Here is a 17,805-nt window from a genome sequence, read left to right as displayed (position 1 = left end):
AACGCCTTTCGTCATGACACCCCCCTGGAAAAGTGGCGCTTTCCGCCTCACGCCCGGTTCGCGAGCCAGCCATAGAGAAACGCCTCGTTTGCCGGCCGCCGCTCCGCCAGCGCGACATAGCGTTCGCCCTGCAGTGCCTCGATCGCCTTCAGCAGCACCGCCTCGCCCCCCGCACCGCGTCGCTTGAGGAACCCCGCCAGCGCCGCCAGCGTCCCCGGCCCGATCCGGCCATCGACGATGAGGTCGGGATAATCGCTCGCCCCGCGATTGAGCGCGTTGAGCGCCCGCTGCAGAAACCCGCTCGCGACCGCCGGCCCCATATTGACCCCGGTATCGAACAATTCGCCCGCAATATCCGGCGCGAGCCGGCCAACCCCCTCATATCCGGGGTCAATCCAGTAAGCCTGCCGATAGATTGCGACCGCCGTCGCCCGCGGAAACACCCGCATGTCCCCCGCAAACCCATGCGCCCGCGCCACCGCCTGCGTAATCCCGAACCGCGTCGCCCCCCCGCGATCCGCCGGGTGGTCGCCGTACCCGCCCTCACGATCGATCACCGCCTCGATCAGCCCACCGATCTCCATCCCCGATTCCCCCGATTCGCCCGCAACCATATAACCATATAGGTTAGCGAAAAGCAAGATCAGCGGCACGAATGGTAAAAGACGAACACCCACTCCCATCCGTCATCCTGACGAAAGTCAGGATCCAGAGCCAAGCAAACCCACCCCCTGATCACCCAGCAACCCGCTCCCAAACCTCAGCTTTCCTCCCCATCAAGCCGCGCCCCATCCAGCACCCGCTCCCCCCGCGCCCGCTCCTCGGCATCCCGCGCGCGCTCCGCCTTGGTCCGCCCGAACGCCGCGCGGTTCGCGTCCGCCACCACCCCCGCCTCGCGCCGCGCCCGCGCTTTGCGCGCCCGCCGCAAATTGATGATCTCGCCCATGAAACCCCTCGCACACCGCTTGCCAGCACCCCGCCGGCGCTACAGACTGCCCCTCCTATGCACCATCCCGTCCTGCTGTCCGCCCTTCTCCTGCTCCCCGCCGCCGCGTCGGCGCAGGCGCTGCCGCCCGGCGCCTGGGCGATCACCTCGACCGCGGTCGAGCTCGTCATTCCGGGTGCGCCGGGGTTCATCCTGCGGATGATGCGCGGAAAATCGAAGACCGAGCGCAAATGCCTGCCGCCCGAACAGGCCTCGTCGGGCGTCGCCGCGCTGTTCGTGCCCAAGCCCGAGGCGCGCTGCACGGTCGAGCGCGCGCAGTTCTCGGGCGGGCGGATCGACCATGTCATGACCTGTCCGCAGAAAAAGGGGCCGCCGATGCGGATCGTCCGCGCGGGCAGCTATGGCGCGACGGGCTTCACCGCGCGGATGACGATGACCGGCGAGACCGACAAGGGCGCGATGCGGATCGTCGCGGACCAGGTCGCGGCGCGCACCGGTCCTGTCTGCAAACGCTGACACCAGGATCTGGAATGGCACGACATTTCGTGCCCGGGAGCGGCATCGCCTCTGGCGGCCGGCTCCGGAAAATTTCTGGTCGGGGCGACAGGATTCGAACCTGCGACCCCCACACCCCCAGTGTGATGCGCTACCAGGCTGCGCTACGCCCCGACCGAAGGGCGCGCATTATGCGGATGTTGCGCGCGATGCAAGCACGCGATTGCGGCAAAGCCCAGAATCGTCCGTCTCATCGCGGCCCGGCCACGCTTCACCGGCGCACATTGGTTGCGCGGGGCGGCAACCGGTGATAGCGGCATCGCCCATGCGAGCGCGGGCGTATGGCGCCTGCCCACCAGCCAAAACGGGACTCCATGTTCATTTCCCCAGCATATGCGCAGGCCGCCGGCGAGACGGCGACATCGGGCGGCATCGCCTCGTTTCTGAGCCTTGCGCCGCTCTTCCTCGTCTTCGTCGTCTTCTATTTCCTGATGATCCGTCCGCAGCAAAAGCGGATGAAGGCGCTTCAGGCGTCGGTCGCGGCGGTCAAGAAGAATGACAGCGTCGTCACCGCCGGCGGCATCATCGGCAAGGTGACCAAGGTCGAGGACGCGATCGTCGAGGTCGAGATCGCGCCCAACACGCGCGTCCGCGTCGTCAAGGCGACGCTCACCGACATCACCAGCCCGAACACGAAGCCGGCGAACGACTGATGTTGGATTTCCCCCGCTGGAAGGTCGCGTCGATCATCGGCCTGCTGGCCGTGCTCTGCGCGCTTGCGATCCCGAGCTTCTTCTCCGAATCGACGACCAGCAAGTGGGGGGCGATTCCGCATAAGCGGATCAACCTGGGTCTCGATCTGGCGGGCGGCAGCTATCTGCTGCTCGAGGCGGACACCGCCGATCTCGCCAATTCGCGGATCGAGGCGATGCGCGACAGCATCGCGGGCACGATGCGCAACGGCACGCCGCGGATCGCGATCGGCGATATTTCGGTGCGTGGCGGGCAGCTCAGCTTCCTGCTCCGCGACCCGAGCCAGGTCGATGCCGCGCGCGAGCGGCTGCTTTCGATCACCGGCGGTGGCGCCGGGATGAGCGGCCAGCGCGAATGGGACATCAACGTCGTCGATACGAGCCGGTTCGTGCTCAAGCCGACCGAGGCCGGGCTCCAGCAGGCGATCGACACCGCGATGAAGGACGCGACCGAAGTCGTCCGCCGCCGCATCGACGAACTCGGCACCAAGGAGCCGACGATCGTCCGCCAGGGCGCGACGCGTATCGTCGTCCAGGTGCCGGGCCTGCAGAATCCGCAGGCGCTCAAGAACCTGCTCGGCAAGACCGCAAAGCTCGAATTCAAGCTGGTCGACGAGACCGCGAACCCCGCCGATCTCGTCAAGGGCATCGCCCCCGTCGGCAGCCAGGTCCTTCCCTATCCGGGCAATCCGCAGGGTATTCCGTTCATCGCGGTCAAGCGATCGGTGATCATCTCGGGCGATCAGCTCGCCGATGCCCGCCAGGAGTTCGAGCCGCAGACCAACGCGCCGCAGGTGGCGATCACCTTCGACGCGGTCGGTGGCCGACGTTTTGCCAAGGTCACGCAGGAGAACACGAACAAGCCGTTCGCGATCATCCTCGACAATTCGGTGATCTCCGCGCCCAACATCAACGAGCCGATCCTCGGTGGCCGCGCCTCGATCTCGGGCAATTTCACGGTCGAATCGGCCAATTCGCTCGCCATCTCGCTGCGGTCGGGCAAGCTGCCGATCAATCTGAAGATCATCGCCGAGAGCACCGTCAGCCCCGATCTCGGCAAGGATTCGATCCGCGCCGGCGTGCTCGCCAGCATCGTCGCGGCGCTCGCGGTGATCGTGTTCATGTTCGTGACCTATGGCCGGTTCGGCCTTTATGCGAACCTCGCGGTGGTCATCAACATCCTCGTGATCGTCGCCGTCATGGCGATGCTCAATGCGACGCTGACGCTGCCCGGCATCGCCGGCTTCGTGCTGACGATCGGCACCGCGGTCGACGCCAACGTGCTGATCAACGAGCGTATTCGCGAGGAACGCCGCCGCGGACGCAACATCGTCCAGGCGGTCGAGCTCGGCTATAAGGAGGCGTCACGCACGATCTTCGAGGCCAACGTCACGCACGCGATCACCGGGGTGATCATGCTCCTGCTGGGCTCGGGCCCGGTCAAGGGCTTTGCGGTCGTGCTGCTGATCGGCATCTGCACCAGCGTGTTCACCGCGGTGACCTTCACGCGGATGCTCGTGGCGCTCTGGCTGCGCAAGAACCGCCCCACCACGATCAATATTTGAGGCGGGAGACATCATCATGCGCCTGCTGAAACTCGTACCCGACAACACCAACCTGAAGTTCGTCTCGCTCCGCAAATGGGCGTTCGGGCTGACCATCCTCCTGTCCGTTCTGGCGGTCGGATTGGTCGCGGTCCGCGGCCTCAACATGGGCGTCGACTTTGTCGGCGGCGTGCTGATCGAGGAGAATTTTGCCACCCCGCCGTCGATCGAGGCGGTCAGGACCGAGGTCGACCAGCTCGGACTCGGCGAAGCGTCGATCCAGTCCTTCAGCGATCCCCGGACGCTGTCGATCCGCCTGCCGCTGCCCGAGACGAACGACGAGGGTGCAACCAACGCGCTCGTGAAGAGGGTGTCCGACGACTTGGCCGTCAAGTTCCCGGGCGCAACCTTCTCAAAATACGACACGATTTCGGGCAAGGTTTCGGACGAGCTGATCCGCAACGGTGCGCTTGCGGTGGCACTGGCCATTCTCGGCATCGGCCTGTTCGCAGTGGTCCGCTTCGAATGGCAGTTCGGCGTGTCGACGATCGTCGCGATCGTTCACGACCTGTTGATGACGCTCGGCTTTTTCGCTTTGATGCGGGATTATTTTGAGGTCGATCTCAACATCGTCGCGGCGGTGCTGACGATCATCTCCTATTCGATCAACGACAAGATCGTCATCGACGACCGTATCCGCGAGAATATGCGCCGCTACCGGAAAATGGACATGCGCGAGATCATCGATCTGTCGGTGAACGAGACGCTGCCGCGTACCGTCATGACCTCGGTCACGATCCTGCTCGCGCTCTTCGCGATGCTGATCCTCGGCGGCCATGTGCTGCGCGGCTTCACCGCAGCGATGATCCTCGGCATCGTCGTCGGCACCTATTCGTCGATCTACGTGTCGTCGTCGCTGCTCATCACGCTCGGCCTGCGCGCCGAGCCGGAGGGCCGCAAGGGCGACCGCGACGACGCCGAGCGCGTGGGTCCGAAGGCCGGCCGCTGATGCGCGGCGGGCCCGGCACGTGAGGACAAGCGCGTGAGAATGGACAAGGAAAAGACCGACGGACCGATGATCTCGGCGATCGGTCACGGCGGGTTCCGGGTCGACGACGGCTATTACACCGCGCTGCTGATCACCCCGTCGCGCGCCGACGGCTGGACCCCGCCGCCGTTCGAGGCCTTGGGCGCGGACGATGTCGCCAGCGTCCTCGCGCTGTCGCCCAAGCCCGAATTCCTGCTGCTCGGCACCGGATCGCAGCTGCGCCAGCCCGCCGCCGCCTTCCGCCGCGCGGTCGAGGCGCAGGGCGTCGGGATCGAGGCGATGGACAGCCGCGCCGCCGCGCGCGCCTGGGCCGTGCTTCGCGGCGAAGGCCGCTGGATCGCCGCCGCGCTCTACCCGCTCGAAGGCTGAGGCTTTTCAGGCATCTGGTGGCGCGCGCTAGGCCTCGCCCCCGACCAGCCCCGCCAGATGCGCGAACAGCGCGGCGCTATTGGCCTCCCAGGTAAAGCGCGCCGCGACACGCCGCGTCGCCTCTCTCGCCGGCGGTGCCGCCAGGATCCCCGCGATCGCCGCACCGAACGCCGCCGCATCGCGCGGCACGATCCGGCCCGCCTCGTCCGACGTGACAACCTCGCCCGCGCCGCCCGCATCGGTAATCACGATCGGCGTCCCGCAGGCGAGCGCCTCGACCCATGCATTCGCCAGCCCTTCGGACGCCGAGGCCAGCGCCATCACATCGGCGGTCGCGACCAGCCGCGGAATCGCCTCATGCGCGACGCTGCCGAGCAGCCGGACCCTGTCCCCCACGCCCAGCGTGCGGATCAGCGCCTCCAGCCGCGCCCGGTCGCCCCCCTCGCCCGCGATCCTCAGCGAAACGCCCGGCAGACGCGCGACCGCCGCGATCACCACGTCATGCCCCTTGCGCGGGATCAGCGCCCCGACCGACAGTACCAGCGGCCCCGTCACGCCGAGCCGCGCCGCCTCGCCCGCGCGCGCCGCTGCGTCGATCGGGCGGAACCGCGCCTGGTCGACCCCGGTATGATGCACCCGGATCCGTGCCGCCGGCATCCCCATCGCGATCATGTCCGCCCGCATCGCCGCGCTGACCGCGAGCAGCCCGTCCGCCGCGCGGCCCGCACGCCGGATCTGCGCCCGCGTGCCGGCCGCACGACCCCAATGATGGATATCCGCCCCGCGCGCCTTGATCGACACGGGCACACCATAGCGTCGCCCGAGCGCGACCGCGGCGACGCCGTCGGGAAAGAAGAAAGACGCATCAATGACATCGAACGGAAAATCTGGCCGCAAGGCGTCGAGCACCGGGATCAGCGCACGCGTCAGCGCCGCGGCATGCCACCGCCCCCCGGTCGCAGGGATCGTCGTGAACCGCGGCCGCTGCACGCCCACCCCACGCCAAGTCTCCTCGAGCGGCAACCGCGCGAGCGGCGCAAAACGCGGCATCAGGCGCAGCGGCCCGGGCGGCAGGCCGATTGGTGCGATGACACGCAGATCGACCCCCGGATGCGCTGCGAGCCCCAGCGTCTGCCGCTCAACGAAGACGCCGAAATTGGGCCGGCTCGCATCGGGAAACAGCGTGGACAGGGTCAGGACGCGCATCATGGCCCTTGGTATCGCCGCCGGGTTAAGAACCCTGTCGCCGCGATTATTGCAGGTCGACCGGCCCGGTCGCGATCACCCCCGCGCGCAGGGCATCGTCATACAACAGCGCGCTTTCGCGCTGCACCTGATGCGTCAGCCGGCTCAGCATCGCCTCGGCTTCGCCGCGGAACTCATACCAGTCGGCGGGCTCGATCGTCGGCAGCCAGTGCGCGATGAACACCCGCCATTCGCGGCGCAGCGCGTCGAGTTCGGCGGCCATGACCGCGACCGTCTCGGGCGAATAGTCCGCCTCGGTCGCGATCGCGGTCAGGTCGATCACCTCGTCCTCGACGCCCAGATGATCCGCGACCAGCACCGCGAGCTCGAGCAGCTTGCGCGACGCCGCCGCGCAATTATGCCCGCGCCGCTGCAACAGCGCGACGAGGTCGGCGCAGCGTTCGGCGATACGGTCATGATCGTCGATCAGGCGTCGCCACGACGTCCGGTCGTCACGCTGTTCGGCGAGTCTTTGTGAGGTGACTTCCATCGAATTTCTCCCCTTTTCAACGCGCGCCCTCGTCCGTCATGCCCCAACCCCCCGACCGCCGGCGGGTGACGATGCGCGCTACTCCCGATAGGCGGTGGTTATCGCTTCGACTTCTGCCGGATCGCCCATGATCAGGCCGATCCGCTGGTGCAGGCTGCTCGGCTCGATCGACAGGATGCGCTGCTCGCCGTCGGTGGCGGCACCCCCTGCCTGCTCCATCAGCATCGCCATCGGATTGCCCTCGTACATCAGCCGCAGCTTGCCGACCTTGCCGGGCTGGCGGACGTCGCGTGGGTACAGGAACACGCCGCCGCGCTTGAGGATGCGGTGCGCGTCGGCGACCATCGATCCGGTCCAGCGCATGTTGTAATCGGTGCCGATCGGCCCGTCCTTGCCAGCGATCCGCTCGTCGATGAACCGCGTCACCTCGGGCGACCATTGGCGCGCATTCGACGTGTTGATCGCGAATTCGCGCTTGCCGCCGGGCATGCGGATATTGGTGTCGGTCATCACCCACGACCCGATCTCGCGGTCGAGCGTGAACTCGTGCACGCCGGCGCCGACCGTCAGCACCAGGATCGTCTGCGGCCCATAAACGGCATAGCCCGCCGCGACTTGCGTCTGCCCCGCCTGGAGGAAGTCCTGTTCGGACACATCGGCGCCCGACGCGGTCTCGGCCGCGCGCAGCACCGAAAAGATCGTGCCGACCGACAGATCGACGTCGATGTTGCTCGACCCGTCGATCGGATCGAACAGCAGCAGATATTCACCCTTGGGATAGCGATTGGGGACGAGGTGGATCGTCTCCATCTCCTCCGACGCCATCGCCGCCAGATGCCCGCCCCACTCGTTCGCCTCGAGCAGCATCTCGTTCGCGATCACGTCGAGCTTCTTCTGCACCTCGCCCTGGACGTTCTCGCTCTCGAGGCTGCCGAGCACGCCACCCAGCGCCCCCTTGCCGATCGCATGGCTGATCGCCTTGCACGACCGCGCGACGACCTCGATCAGCAGGCGCAGCTGCGGCTGCAGCGTGCCGGCCTCGCGTTGCTGTTCGATCAGGAACTGGGTCAGCGTCTTGCGCTTCATGGGCAGGGTACCTTCGATCGGAATGGAGAATGCAATCGTGGTTAGCCAAGCCGATCCTGCTATACCATAGGAGAGAAATGCCCGATCCGACCGAACGATCCCTGTTTATGACGGGGTGTTTCGGCCAACCGGCTCGCGCTGGCGCGGCGTTGTCGCTAGAGGCTGCCGCGATGTCCGCGTTCGACCAGCATCATCGCGACCTCTCCGCGCTTGCCACGGCAACGCGCCGCCGCGCGCTGATCGCGCGGCAAGGGGTTGATTTCGCCTCCAATGATTATCTCGCGCTCGGCCAGAGCGGGCGGATCGCCGCGGCCGTCGCGGCCGCGCTGGCGCGCGGCGTCGCGGTCGGTTCGGGCGGATCGCGGCTGCTCCGCGGCAATGATCCCGAACATATCCTGCTCGAAGCCGAGGCGGCGGCGTTCTTCGGGGCGGAGGCGGCGTTGTACTTCTCGACCGGGTACGCCGCCAACGCCGCGCTGTTCGCGACGCTGCCGCAGACCGGCGACCTCGTCGTCCACGACGCGCTGATCCATGCGAGCGCGCATGAGGGGATGCGGCTCGGCCGCGCGGAGACGGTCTCGGCAGCGCATAACGACGTCACCGCCTTTGCCGATGCGATCGCGCAGTGGCGCCGCGCGGGCGGCACCGGGCGGCCCTGGATCGCGGTCGAAAGCCTCTACAGCATGGACGGCGACCGCGCGCCGCTCGACGCGCTCGTCGCGCTCGCCGAGGCGCATGACGGCGTCGTGCTGATCGACGAGGCGCATGCCACCGGCGTATTCGGCGACGATGGCCGCGGCCTCGCCGGGCATCTGGAGGGACGACCCGACATCGTCACGCTGCGCACCTGCGGCAAGGCGATGGGGTGCGAGGGCGCGCTGGTCTGCGGCCCCGAAATTGTCCGCGACTTCCTCGTCAACCGGGCCCGCGCGTTCATCTTCTCGACCGCACCCTCGCCGCTGATGGCGAGCGCCGCGCGCGCGAGCCTGCAGATCCTCGTCGACGAACCCGACCGCCGCACCGCCCTGCGTGCGCTCATCGCCACCGCCGAAACCGTGCTCGCGCCCTACGGCGTCGTGCCGACCGGATCGCAGATCCTGCCGCTCGTGCTCGGCGACGATGCGACGACGATGCGCGTCGCGGCGGCGGTCCAAGCGGCCGGGTTCGACGTCCGCGGGATCCGCCCGCCGACCGTGCCCAAGGGCACGTCGCGCCTGCGGATCTCGCTCACGCTCAACGTTACCGCACCCCAGATTGCGGGGCTCGGCGACGCGTTGCAAAAGGCCCTGTCATGACCCGCCTCGTCGTTACCGGCACCGACACCGATGTCGGCAAGACCGTCTTTGCCGCCGCGCTCGCGGGCGCGCTCGACGCAAGCTATTGGAAACCTGTCCAGGCAGGGCTCGACGGTGGCAGCGATGCGTCGCGCGTCGCCGCGCTGTCCGGCCTCGCGCGCGAGCGGATCCTCCCCGAGGCCTACCGGCTGGCCACGCCCTGCTCGCCCGACCGCGCGGCGACGATCGACGGCGTGACGATCGACCTCGACCGGCTCGTCCCCCCCGCACTGCCGGGGTCGCTGGTGATCGAGGGGGCGGGCGGGGTGATGGTGCCGCTGACCGACACCTGCGTCTTTGCCGACCTGTTCGCGCAGTGGCGGCTGCCCGTCGTGATCGTCGCGCGTACCGCGCTCGGCACGATCAACCACAGCCTGTTGTCGATCGAGGCGCTGCGCCGCCGCGACGTACCGATCCTCGGCGTCGCGTTCGTCGGCGATGCGGTCCCGCACAGCGAGGCGGCGATCGTCCGGCTGGGCAACGTGCGGCATCTCGGCCGGCTGCCGATCCTCCCCCAACTCGACGCCGCCGCGCTCGGCGCCGCCTTCGCCGCCAGTTTCCGGCTCGAGGATTTCCGATGACGTCGCCGATCTGGCATCCCTTCACCCAGCATGGTCTCGGCGACCCGATCCCCCGCATCGTCCGGACCGAGGGGGCGGCACTTCATACCAGCGACGGGCGGCGGATCGTCGACGCGATCTCGTCCTGGTGGGTGACGACGCACGGCCACCGCCATCCCCGGATCATGGCCGCGATCGCCGAGGAGGCGGGGCGGATGGACCAGATCATCTTCGCCGGCTGGACGCACGAGCCCGCCGAGACGCTCGCGCACGGCCTCGTCGCGATCATGCCCGAAGCGCTGCGCCACGTCTTCTTCTCCGATTCCGGTTCGACCGCGGTCGAGGTCGCGCTGAAGATGGCGCTCGGTTACTGGCGCAACCGCGACGAACCGCGCGACCGGATCCTGGTGCTCGAACACAGCTATCACGGCGATACGATCGGGACGATGTCGGTTGGCGAACGCGGCGTTTACAACCGCGCCTATGCGCCGCTGCTGTTCGACGTCGGCACCATCCCCTTCCCGCACCCCGGCGCCGAACAGGCCACGCTCGACGCGCTCGAGGCAGCATGCCGCGCCACGCCCGCCGCGTTCATCGTCGAACCGCTGGTGCTCGGCGCGGGCGGCATGCTGATCTATCCGCCGCACGTGCTCGCGGAGATGCGCGCGATCTGCGCCCGCCACGCCGTGCTGTTCATCGCCGACGAGGTGATGACCGGCTGGGGCCGTACCGGCACGCTGCTCGCCTGCGAACAGGCGGGCGTCGTACCCGACATCCTGTGCCTGTCCAAGGGCTTGACCGGCGGCGCGGTCCCGCTCGCGGTGACGATGGCGACCGCGGAGATCTTCGACGCGCACCTGTCCGACGATCGCGCGCGGATGTTTTTCCACTCCTCGAGCTATACCGCCAACCCGATCGCCTGCGCCGCCGCCAACGCGAACCTCGCGATCTGGCGCGACGAGCCTGTGCACGACCGGATCGCGACGCTCGGCGCACGACAGGCGGCGCATCTCGACCGCATCGCCTGCCTGCCCGGCGTGACCAATCCGCGCCGCCTCGGCACGATCGCCGCGGTCGACCTGCAGGTCGGCGATCGCGGCTATCTGTCGGATCTCGGCCCGAAACTGCTGCGCTTCTTCACCGCACGCGACCTGTTGCTGCGGCCGCTCGGCAACACCGTCTACGTCATGCCGCCCTATTGCATCGACGAAGCCGACCTCGACGCGATCTATGCCGCGATCGAGGAGGCGTGCGCGACCTTGCTCTAGCCCTCGCTGTAGCGTTCCTCCGCCCAGGGATCACCGCGCCTGTGATAGCCATTGACCTCCCAGAAGCCCGGCTTGTCCGCGCCAAGGAACGCGATCCGCGAAATCCACTTCGCGCTTTTCCAGAAATAGAGATGCGGGATGACGAGGCGGACCGGGCCGCCATGCTCGCGGGTCAGCGGCTTGCCCTGCCAGCTGTGCACGAGCAGCGCGTCCGCCGCGGCGAAATCGGCCAGCGGGACATTGGTGGTGTAGCCGTCATAGCCGTGCAGCGTCAGGAACGCCGCCGCATCGACCGGGCCGACATGGTCGAGCAGGTCGCGCGTCGCCACGCCCGACCAGTCATTGTCATAGCGCGACCAGGTCGTGACGCAGTGAATGTCCGACCGGACCGCAGTCTGCGGCAGCGCCATGAACCCTGCCCAGTCGAGCGTCACCGGCCGCTCGACCATCCCGTCGATCGTCAGCCGCCACCGCTCGCGCGCGATATCAGGCTGCTGGCCGAGATCGAGCACCGGCCAGTCGCGGACCAGGTGCTGCCCCGGTGGCAGGCGGTCGCCCTCCGCGCGGTCCGTCGCTCCCGTCAGGAACTTGCCCTCGCTTGCCCAGCGTTGCTTCGACCGCGTCAGCTTGGTCGGTTCGGACCTGTCATCATCGCTCATGCGGCACAGACTAGGCGGCTTGCGGCGACGGGGCCACCGTCGATTTCCCGGGGGATTTCCCGGGGGATTTCACGGGGGATTTCGTGGCGCGGAGCGGGTATCCCCCGATAATGCCTCAACCGATCACCTTCTATGTCGGCCATCAGGGCCGGGGCCATGCCAATCGCGCGATGGCGATCATCGACGCGTTGCCCGCCGAGCGCGCCGTCACGATCCTGACCGCACGCCCCGCGCTGTTTGACGGGTTCGCGCGCGCCGTCACGCTGGTGCCCCTGCCCGACGAGGGCGCGGCCAGCGACAGCCCCCCGCCGGCCCTCGCCGCGCAACCCACCCCCGACATCCTCCACCGCGCACCGATCGGCGACGCGGCGATCCGCGCGACGATGCGGACGATCCTCGACCATCTCGATGCGGTCGATCCCGCGCTGTTCGTGGTCGACGTCTCTGCCGAGATCGCGCTGCTGGCCCGCATCGCCAGCGTCCCCGCGATCGGGATCCGGATGCACGGCAACCGCGGCGATGCTGCGCATCTCGCCGGCTATCGCGCCTGTGTCGGCCTGCTCGCGCCCTTTGACGAAGCGCTCGAACAGCCCGAGACCCCCGACTGGATTCGCGCCATGACCCACTATGCGGGCGGGCTGTGCACCGCGCAGGACCGCGTGCCGGGCAAGGCGGAGGCGCGGGCGATGCTCGGCCTCTCCCCCGACCGCGAGATCGTCGTCGTGCTGACCGGCGGCGGCGGCGCAGGCACGCCCTATGCGCCGCTGACCATGGCCGCGCGCGCGCTGCCAGAGACCGACTGGCTGGTGCTCGGCCCCGTCCAGCGCGAAGGCCATGAGACCGATTTCGGCAATCTCCACCTGCGCGGCTGGGTCTCGACGATCACCGCGCACATCGCCGCGGCCGACGTCGTCGTCGCCTCCAGTGGCGATACCATCGTCCACGAAATCGCGCGCGTCGGCCGCCCCTATGTCTGCGCGCCCGAATGGCGCTATTTCGACGAACAGATGCGCAAAGGCGAACGCCTGGCCGAACTCGGCGCCGCGATCCTGGTGCCAAGCTGGCCCGGCGCATCGACCCCGTGGCGCGGCCTGCTCGACGCCGCCAAGGCGCTCGACCCCGCCGCACTCGCAAGCCTCTACACCCCCACCGCCGCCGCCAGCGCCGCGGACTATCTCGACCGGCTCGCCACCGATCTCTGGACACGCTGAACCGGCATTACCGGGTTGAAAGACGGGCGGGTCCGATCCGGATGTTTTTAGCTGTATCCAGTGCAATGGCAGGCTAGCCTGCGTCATGCACCTGACCCGCCCACAGGCCGACTCGCTCGCCCGTGAGGGCATGACCGCGCTGCGCAACGGCAACGCCGCTGTCGCCTATGAAAAATTGTCGCTGTTGCGCGACGGCGCACCGGGCATGCCCGCGCCCTGGTTCCTGATCGCGCAGGCGGCGCAGGCGCTCGGGCGCGACGACGAGGCCGACGACGCGCTCGTCCGCTTTCTCGCGACCGAGCCCCGGCATCTCGGCGCACTGCTGACGATGGCAGCGCTCAAGCGTCGTCGTGGGGACGATCGTGCGGCGGAGTCCTTCTATCGCACCGCGCTGTCGGTTGCCTCCCAGCCGGGTGCGACCATCGCCCCCGCGCTCGTCCCCCTGCTCCGGGTTGGCGAGGCCTTCCTGACCGAAGTCGCCGGCCGCTTCTCGGCGCATCTCGACGCGGCCCTCAAGGACATGCCGCCCGCGGCGAGTCCCCGGATCCGCCACGCGCTCGACCTGCTGCTCGGCCGGAGCGAGCTCTATCTTCAGCAACCCTCGATGTTCTATTTCCCGGGCCTGGCGCAGCGTGCCTATTTCGAGCGCGACGAGTTTGACTGGGTCGCCCCGATCGAAGCGGCGACCGGCGCGATCCGAGCCGAACTCGACGCGGTGCTCGCGGCCGGACCGGGCTTTGCACCCTATGTGCAGACGATGGCCGGTCGACCACCGCCCGCAAACCCGCTGCTTGACGATCCGGGCTGGGGCGCCTTTCACCTCTGGCGTGGTGGCGTGCCGGTCGAGCCCAATGCGACGATGTGCCCGAACACGATGGCCGCGCTGTCGCTGGCGCCGATCCCCGTCGTTCCCGGCAGGTCACCGATGGCGATCTTCTCACGGCTGACCCCGGGCACGCATATCCGCCCGCATCACGGCATGCTCAACACGCGGCTGATCTGCCACCTTCCCCTGATCGCGCCCGACGGATGCACGCTGCGCGTCGGGTCCGAGACGCGGCCGTGGCACGACGGCAGGATGCTGATATTCGACGATTCTTTCGAGCACGAGGCGTGGAACCGGGGGACGCAGACCCGGATCGTCCTGCTGTTCGAAATCTGGCGTCCCGAACTGACCGCAACCGAACGCGACGCGCTGACCGACATATTCGCCGCGATCGACCGGTATCATGGTCCCGTGGTCGATACCGGCTAAGCGCGGCCGGCGTGTCGATCAGTCGCCCGGCATCGCACGGGTATGCATCTCGCGGGTTTCGTCCTGCGCCAGTTCATACTGGCGTCGCCATTCCGCCTTGGTCAGGCAGATGCGCTGGCTCGCGACCAGCGAGCCCGTCCTCGCCTGCGCACGACAGATCTTTTTCTCCGGCAAGGGCCCCGCGGTTGCTGATGCGGTCGTGGGTCGGACACCCGCAGGCAGCGTCCACACGACTTGCCCCTCCTGCCGGGTCGTCGGCCCGCCGCCGCCCGGTGCGACATAGGCCGCAATCTGCGCATGCGAGAACAGGAAGTCGCACGTCGCCTCGTCGAGCGACGCAAAGCCGCTGCTCTTCGAAACCGCACATTCGCGCAACCGCCCCTGCCGATCGACGGTGACGCTGATCCCGACGGTTCCCTGCTCACCGCGGCGCAGCGCCCCGCGCGGATAATTGGCGAGCTGGACCCGCGCGTTCTTCTCCCGCAGCGCCTGCAGCGCGGGATCGTCTCCAGATGCAGTGGAGACGGGTGCGATTTGCGCCCCGACGGCCGATAAGCCGACCATACCCCCAACGAGCGCGATGACCCACGACCCTCGGCTTGCCCATGACAGCGTCGTCCGCATAGTTTCGTCTCCCAGCCAGTATTTCACCACCGCAGCCTCGCGCGGGCAAGCTCAATCCACCACGTCGCCCGCCATGCCCAGCTGCGCGCCGAGCGTCCCGAACATCCGCCGCATCATCGCGATTTCGCTCGCGGTGAGATGCGGGTTCCAGACGTCGACGATCAGGACGGCGCGAATCTCGTCGCTGTCGTTCCACGCCTCATGCTCGATCGTGTCGTCAAACACGAACGCCTCACCGACGCGCCACGCTCGGGTCTCGCCACCGACCCGAAAGCCGCATCGGTCGGGAACGATCAGGGGGAGATGCACGACGGACCGGATATTGCTGACCCCCGTATGCGGCGGCAGCCGCGTGCCGGGCTTGAGGACCGAGAAGAAGGCGGACGGCCCGCGGCCGGGAATGTCCGCCAACGGCAGCGTCTCCAGCATCGCCGCGGTTTGCGGGCACCGCGTGCACACCGCATCGTCGCGCACGCCATACCGCCACAGATATCGGGCGCACCACAGATCCGACCCGTCGAGCGGGGTCCACCGGTTCGGCGGCGTGCCCGGCGTCATCGCGACATAGGGCGCGAAGCCCGGTGCCCCATCGGCAAGAAGGTTTTCCAGCTCTGCGCGGATCGCCGGCGTGGCCGCTTCGAACGCGGCCAGCCAGGGAAAATGCCGCCGCGGGAAGAATTCGTCGGCGGGCAGGAATGGAAAATGCAGCCCATGGGGTACCGGCGCATGGATCGCCCGACGACCGAGCATCGCATCGATACAGACGTCGATGCGACGTCGGTCGTCCGCGGCCGCATCCTCCCGCAACGGTGCAAGCGCCGTATCGATGGCATCGGACAGCGCACGTGTATGCTGCGCGATGCGATCCGAGGCACGGACGAGGAGCTGGCTTAACGCCGGCGACCGCTCGGGGAGCGACTGAACGATCGTGGCCACCCCACCCCAGCGAAATGCCGCCGCCGCAGTGTTACCGACGCGGTCCTGCAGTTCGGCCAGCCGGACGTTCGCCATCAGATTGCGCTGGTCGAGGGCAAGTGCGCGTTCGAGCGCGGTCTGTTCCCCCACGCTGTCGCCGAGCCCGCGATAGGCGCTCGCCAGGTTCATCCACAGCGGCGACGCGGCAGGGTCAGCCGTCGTCGCGCGCGCGAAATAGCCGACTGCCATGCTATCGCCCCGCGCCAACGCGTCGAGGCCCAGCGCGTTGAGCGCAACAGGATGTTCGGGCGCAATGCCGAGCACGTCGTGAAAGACGGCGCAGGCCCGCGCACCGTCGCCGGCACGCTGCGCGGTTTCGGCGGCTTGCAACAACATCTCAAGCGACGGCCCCGGCTGCTGGCGCATCACCGGGGCGCCGTTATTGCGCACCGCTACGTGCGGCACGTTCGACCATTTCCTGTCCAGCGGCACGTCCCGCCTGCGCGATCTGGTCCCATTCCGCGCGGGTGTGGCATTCGCGTCGCGTCTCGATCAGCGATCCCGACGGCGCCGATCGCTTGCAGATCCGACGCTCGGCCGGCGGCGTCGCGGCCGGTGGCGCCTCAGCGCGCTGCGCCATCGTCGCGCCGGCCGCTGTCACAGCGAGCGCGGACGGCGCCGCCACGATCAGCGACGCCGCGGCAAGACCCGATCGGACCGCCGATCCACACCATGTCGTCCGCATCATCGTGCCGCTCCGCAATGCATTGCCGGTACGCATCATGACGGGTCCTTTCAGTTTCGCAACGAAATTTTGGCCGATTCGGACGTACCAAGATCGGTGGCGGTCGGGACTATGATATGCGATCCCGATGCCATGACCCGTCCGACCCGCCCGCCCGCCCCCTTCCGGGGATCCGCCACGTCCGTCGGCGCACAGATCGGCGATCCGTGCTGGCTGGCCCATCGTTACGATCCGGACCATGATGCGGTGCATTTCATCGCGGCGGACCGGGCGCAGCGTGGCGTGGCGACCTTCCTCACCGACGAGTATCTGCCGTCGTCGGCCACGCCGATCGTGGTGCCACGCCGCGACGCCGTCGCGGCCGCCCCGCCCGCTGCATCGGTTCATTTCATTTTCCACTCGGCCTATTGCTGTTCGACGATGCTGGCGCAGGCACTCGACATGCCGGGCTTCGCCACCGCGCTGAAAGAGCCGGTAATTCTCAACGATCTCGTCGGCTGGCGTCACCGCGGCGGTCATCCCGCGCGCGTCGGTGAGGTCCTCGATGCGACGCTGAGACTGCTTGGCCGCGCCTTCGAGCCCGGCGAGGCCGTGGTGATCAAGCCCTCCAACGTCGTCAACGCCCTCGCGCCGGCGATGCTGGCGATGCGGCAACAGGCTCGCGCCGTGCTGCTCTATGCGCCGTTGCGCATCTATCTGACGTCGATCGCACGAAAGGGCATGTGGGGCCGGCTTTGGGTGCGCGAGCTTCTCGCCAAGCAGCTCGCCGATGGCATCGTCGATCTGGGCCTCACGCCCGAGGACATCTTTAGGCTGACCGATCTGCAGGCGGCAGCGGTAGGGTGGATCGCGCAGGCCGATCTGTTCGCTGGCCTGGTGGCCCGCTTTCCGGACCGCGTCAGAACGTTGCAGAGCGAAACCCTGCTCGCGAACCCCTTCGCCGCGGTGACGGCCCTGGCACGCTTCTATGCACTGCCCGACGATCCGGCGACCGTGCAGGCGCTGCTCGACGGCCCTGCCTTTGCGCGCAATGCCAAGGACGGCAAGACCTATGGCGCGGCGGACAGGGCACGCGAGCACGAGACCGGCGCGGCACTCCACGCCGACGAGATCGACAAGGTGGTCATCTGGGCAGAGGCGGTCGCACGCACCGCCGGCGTCGCGCTTGCTCCCCCGGCGCCCCTGCTGGGCTAGGCGCTCGTCCCGCCACCACGCGCAGCCGATAGTTTCGCGGTCGGGCCCGGACAAAAAAAGGGGCG

Annotated in this window: 20 protein-coding genes and 1 tRNA gene; 11 read left to right on the top strand and 10 right to left on the bottom strand. The window is 68.3% G+C overall.

Translation table 11 applies throughout. The features are described 5' to 3' along the window. Positions 1 to 47 precede the first annotated feature (47 nt). Together IFT71_RS04645 and IFT71_RS04640 are read right to left on the bottom strand one after the other, a co-directional pair. On the bottom strand, positions 48 to 584 hold the full coding sequence (locus IFT71_RS04645) for a glycoside hydrolase family 108 protein (protein WP_192139393.1): 537 nt from the start codon (positions 582 to 584) through the stop codon (positions 48 to 50). 176 nt (positions 585 to 760) lie between these two features. Next, complete coding sequence (locus IFT71_RS04640; RefSeq protein WP_107045615.1) at positions 761 to 946, bottom strand: DUF4169 family protein; 186 nt, start codon at positions 944 to 946, stop codon at positions 761 to 763. Between the two features lie 57 nt (positions 947 to 1,003). Between IFT71_RS04640 and IFT71_RS04635 the strand changes: the two genes are divergently transcribed. Beyond that, on the top strand, positions 1,004 to 1,462 hold the full coding sequence (locus IFT71_RS04635) for a DUF3617 domain-containing protein (RefSeq protein WP_192139391.1): 459 nt from the start codon (positions 1,004 to 1,006) through the stop codon (positions 1,460 to 1,462). A gap of 76 nt (positions 1,463 to 1,538) precedes the next feature. Here IFT71_RS04635 and IFT71_RS04630 read toward each other — a convergent pair. Beyond that, positions 1,539 to 1,615, bottom strand: a tRNA-Pro gene (locus tag IFT71_RS04630). Between the two features lie 200 nt (positions 1,616 to 1,815). Here IFT71_RS04630 and yajC point away from each other — a divergent pair. Genes yajC through IFT71_RS04610 form a run of 4 tightly spaced genes read left to right on the top strand, consistent with a single transcriptional unit; the run spans position 1,816 to position 5,154 of the window. Further along, positions 1,816 to 2,154 (top strand): preprotein translocase subunit YajC, encoded by a 339-nt coding sequence (gene yajC, locus IFT71_RS04625; RefSeq protein ID WP_056409038.1) that lies wholly within the window; start codon positions 1,816 to 1,818, stop codon positions 2,152 to 2,154. Beyond that, on the top strand, positions 2,154 to 3,758 hold the full coding sequence (gene secD / locus IFT71_RS04620) for a protein translocase subunit SecD (RefSeq protein ID WP_107931817.1): 1,605 nt from the start codon (positions 2,154 to 2,156) through the stop codon (positions 3,756 to 3,758). The genes yajC and secD overlap by 1 nt, the downstream gene beginning before the upstream one ends. A gap of 16 nt (positions 3,759 to 3,774) precedes the next feature. Continuing rightward, entirely contained in the window at positions 3,775 to 4,746 is a 972-nt protein-coding gene (gene secF / locus IFT71_RS04615) for a protein translocase subunit SecF (RefSeq protein ID WP_159512243.1), read from the top strand. 39 nt (positions 4,747 to 4,785) lie between these two features. Continuing rightward, positions 4,786 to 5,154 carry an Mth938-like domain-containing protein gene (locus tag IFT71_RS04610; RefSeq protein ID WP_107931815.1) on the top strand — a complete coding sequence of 123 codons (369 nt, stop codon included), beginning with the start codon at positions 4,786 to 4,788 and terminating at the stop codon, positions 5,152 to 5,154. Between the two features lie 27 nt (positions 5,155 to 5,181). Here the strand turns inward: IFT71_RS04610 and IFT71_RS04605 are convergent, their stop codons facing one another. From IFT71_RS04605 to IFT71_RS04595, 3 genes are all read right to left on the bottom strand, one after another. Then, the gene (locus tag IFT71_RS04605) at positions 5,182 to 6,363 is read right to left on the bottom strand and encodes a glycosyltransferase (RefSeq protein ID WP_192139389.1); all 1,182 of its coding nucleotides are present in this window, start codon (positions 6,361 to 6,363) and stop codon (positions 5,182 to 5,184) included. Between the two features lie 43 nt (positions 6,364 to 6,406). Then, the gene (locus IFT71_RS04600) at positions 6,407 to 6,889 is read right to left on the bottom strand and encodes a hemerythrin domain-containing protein (RefSeq protein ID WP_192139387.1); all 483 of its coding nucleotides are present in this window, start codon (positions 6,887 to 6,889) and stop codon (positions 6,407 to 6,409) included. 78 nt (positions 6,890 to 6,967) lie between these two features. Next, a complete protein-coding gene (locus IFT71_RS04595) occupies positions 6,968 to 7,975 on the bottom strand; it encodes a class 1 fructose-bisphosphatase (RefSeq protein WP_031395046.1) in 1,008 nt (335 codons plus the stop codon). Positions 7,976 to 8,145: 170 nt separating this feature from the next. Between IFT71_RS04595 and IFT71_RS04590 the strand changes: the two genes are divergently transcribed. From IFT71_RS04590 to IFT71_RS04580, 3 genes are read left to right on the top strand one after another with little or no spacing between them, the layout of a single operon-like run. Then, complete coding sequence (locus tag IFT71_RS04590) at positions 8,146 to 9,270, top strand: 8-amino-7-oxononanoate synthase (RefSeq protein ID WP_192139384.1); 1,125 nt, start codon at positions 8,146 to 8,148, stop codon at positions 9,268 to 9,270. Further along, the gene (bioD, locus tag IFT71_RS04585) at positions 9,267 to 9,890 is read left to right on the top strand and encodes a dethiobiotin synthase (protein ID WP_192139382.1); all 624 of its coding nucleotides are present in this window, start codon (positions 9,267 to 9,269) and stop codon (positions 9,888 to 9,890) included. Before IFT71_RS04590 ends, bioD begins: the two co-directional genes overlap by 4 nt. Further along, a complete protein-coding gene (locus IFT71_RS04580; RefSeq protein ID WP_192139380.1) occupies positions 9,887 to 11,137 on the top strand; it encodes an adenosylmethionine--8-amino-7-oxononanoate transaminase in 1,251 nt (416 codons plus the stop codon). Before bioD ends, IFT71_RS04580 begins: the two co-directional genes overlap by 4 nt. On the opposite strand, the gene IFT71_RS04575 is transcribed toward IFT71_RS04580, so the two are convergent. After that, positions 11,134 to 11,796, bottom strand: coding sequence for a sulfite oxidase-like oxidoreductase (locus IFT71_RS04575; RefSeq protein ID WP_192139378.1), 663 nt, complete (start codon positions 11,794 to 11,796; stop codon positions 11,134 to 11,136). The two genes, IFT71_RS04580 and IFT71_RS04575, sit on opposite strands and share 4 nt — an antisense overlap. A gap of 110 nt (positions 11,797 to 11,906) precedes the next feature. Here IFT71_RS04575 and IFT71_RS04570 point away from each other — a divergent pair, with 110 nt between their 5' ends. After that, the gene (locus IFT71_RS04570; protein ID WP_192139376.1) at positions 11,907 to 13,007 is read left to right on the top strand and encodes a glycosyl transferase; all 1,101 of its coding nucleotides are present in this window, start codon (positions 11,907 to 11,909) and stop codon (positions 13,005 to 13,007) included. Between the two features lie 85 nt (positions 13,008 to 13,092). Further along, positions 13,093 to 14,262, top strand: coding sequence for an aspartyl/asparaginyl beta-hydroxylase domain-containing protein (locus tag IFT71_RS04565; protein ID WP_244654774.1), 1,170 nt, complete (start codon positions 13,093 to 13,095; stop codon positions 14,260 to 14,262). 18 nt (positions 14,263 to 14,280) lie between these two features. On the opposite strand, the gene IFT71_RS04560 is transcribed toward IFT71_RS04565, so the two are convergent. The 3 genes from IFT71_RS04560 to IFT71_RS04550 all read right to left on the bottom strand — a co-directional run bounded on the left by IFT71_RS04560 (position 14,281) and on the right by IFT71_RS04550 (position 16,585). Further along, entirely contained in the window at positions 14,281 to 14,826 is a 546-nt protein-coding gene (locus tag IFT71_RS04560; protein ID WP_159512234.1) for an energy transducer TonB, read from the bottom strand. 111 nt (positions 14,827 to 14,937) lie between these two features. Further along, a complete protein-coding gene (locus IFT71_RS04555; RefSeq protein WP_342212595.1) occupies positions 14,938 to 16,266 on the bottom strand; it encodes an aspartyl/asparaginyl beta-hydroxylase domain-containing protein in 1,329 nt (442 codons plus the stop codon). Beyond that, entirely contained in the window at positions 16,241 to 16,585 is a 345-nt protein-coding gene (locus IFT71_RS04550; protein WP_056409013.1) for a hypothetical protein, read from the bottom strand. Before IFT71_RS04550 ends, IFT71_RS04555 begins: the two co-directional genes overlap by 26 nt. A gap of 93 nt (positions 16,586 to 16,678) precedes the next feature. Between IFT71_RS04550 and IFT71_RS04545 the strand changes: the two genes are divergently transcribed. Next, a complete protein-coding gene (locus IFT71_RS04545) occupies positions 16,679 to 17,740 on the top strand; it encodes a hypothetical protein (protein WP_244654773.1) in 1,062 nt (353 codons plus the stop codon). Positions 17,741 to 17,805 lie beyond the last annotated feature (65 nt).

Origin of the sequence: Sphingomonas sp. CFBP 13733, from assembly GCF_014841795.1 — a bacterium.
Lineage (GTDB): Bacteria > Pseudomonadota > Alphaproteobacteria > Sphingomonadales > Sphingomonadaceae > Sphingomonas > Sphingomonas aerolata.
Note: the sequence above shows the minus strand (reverse complement) of the source record. Positions and strands in the feature narration are given on the sequence as shown.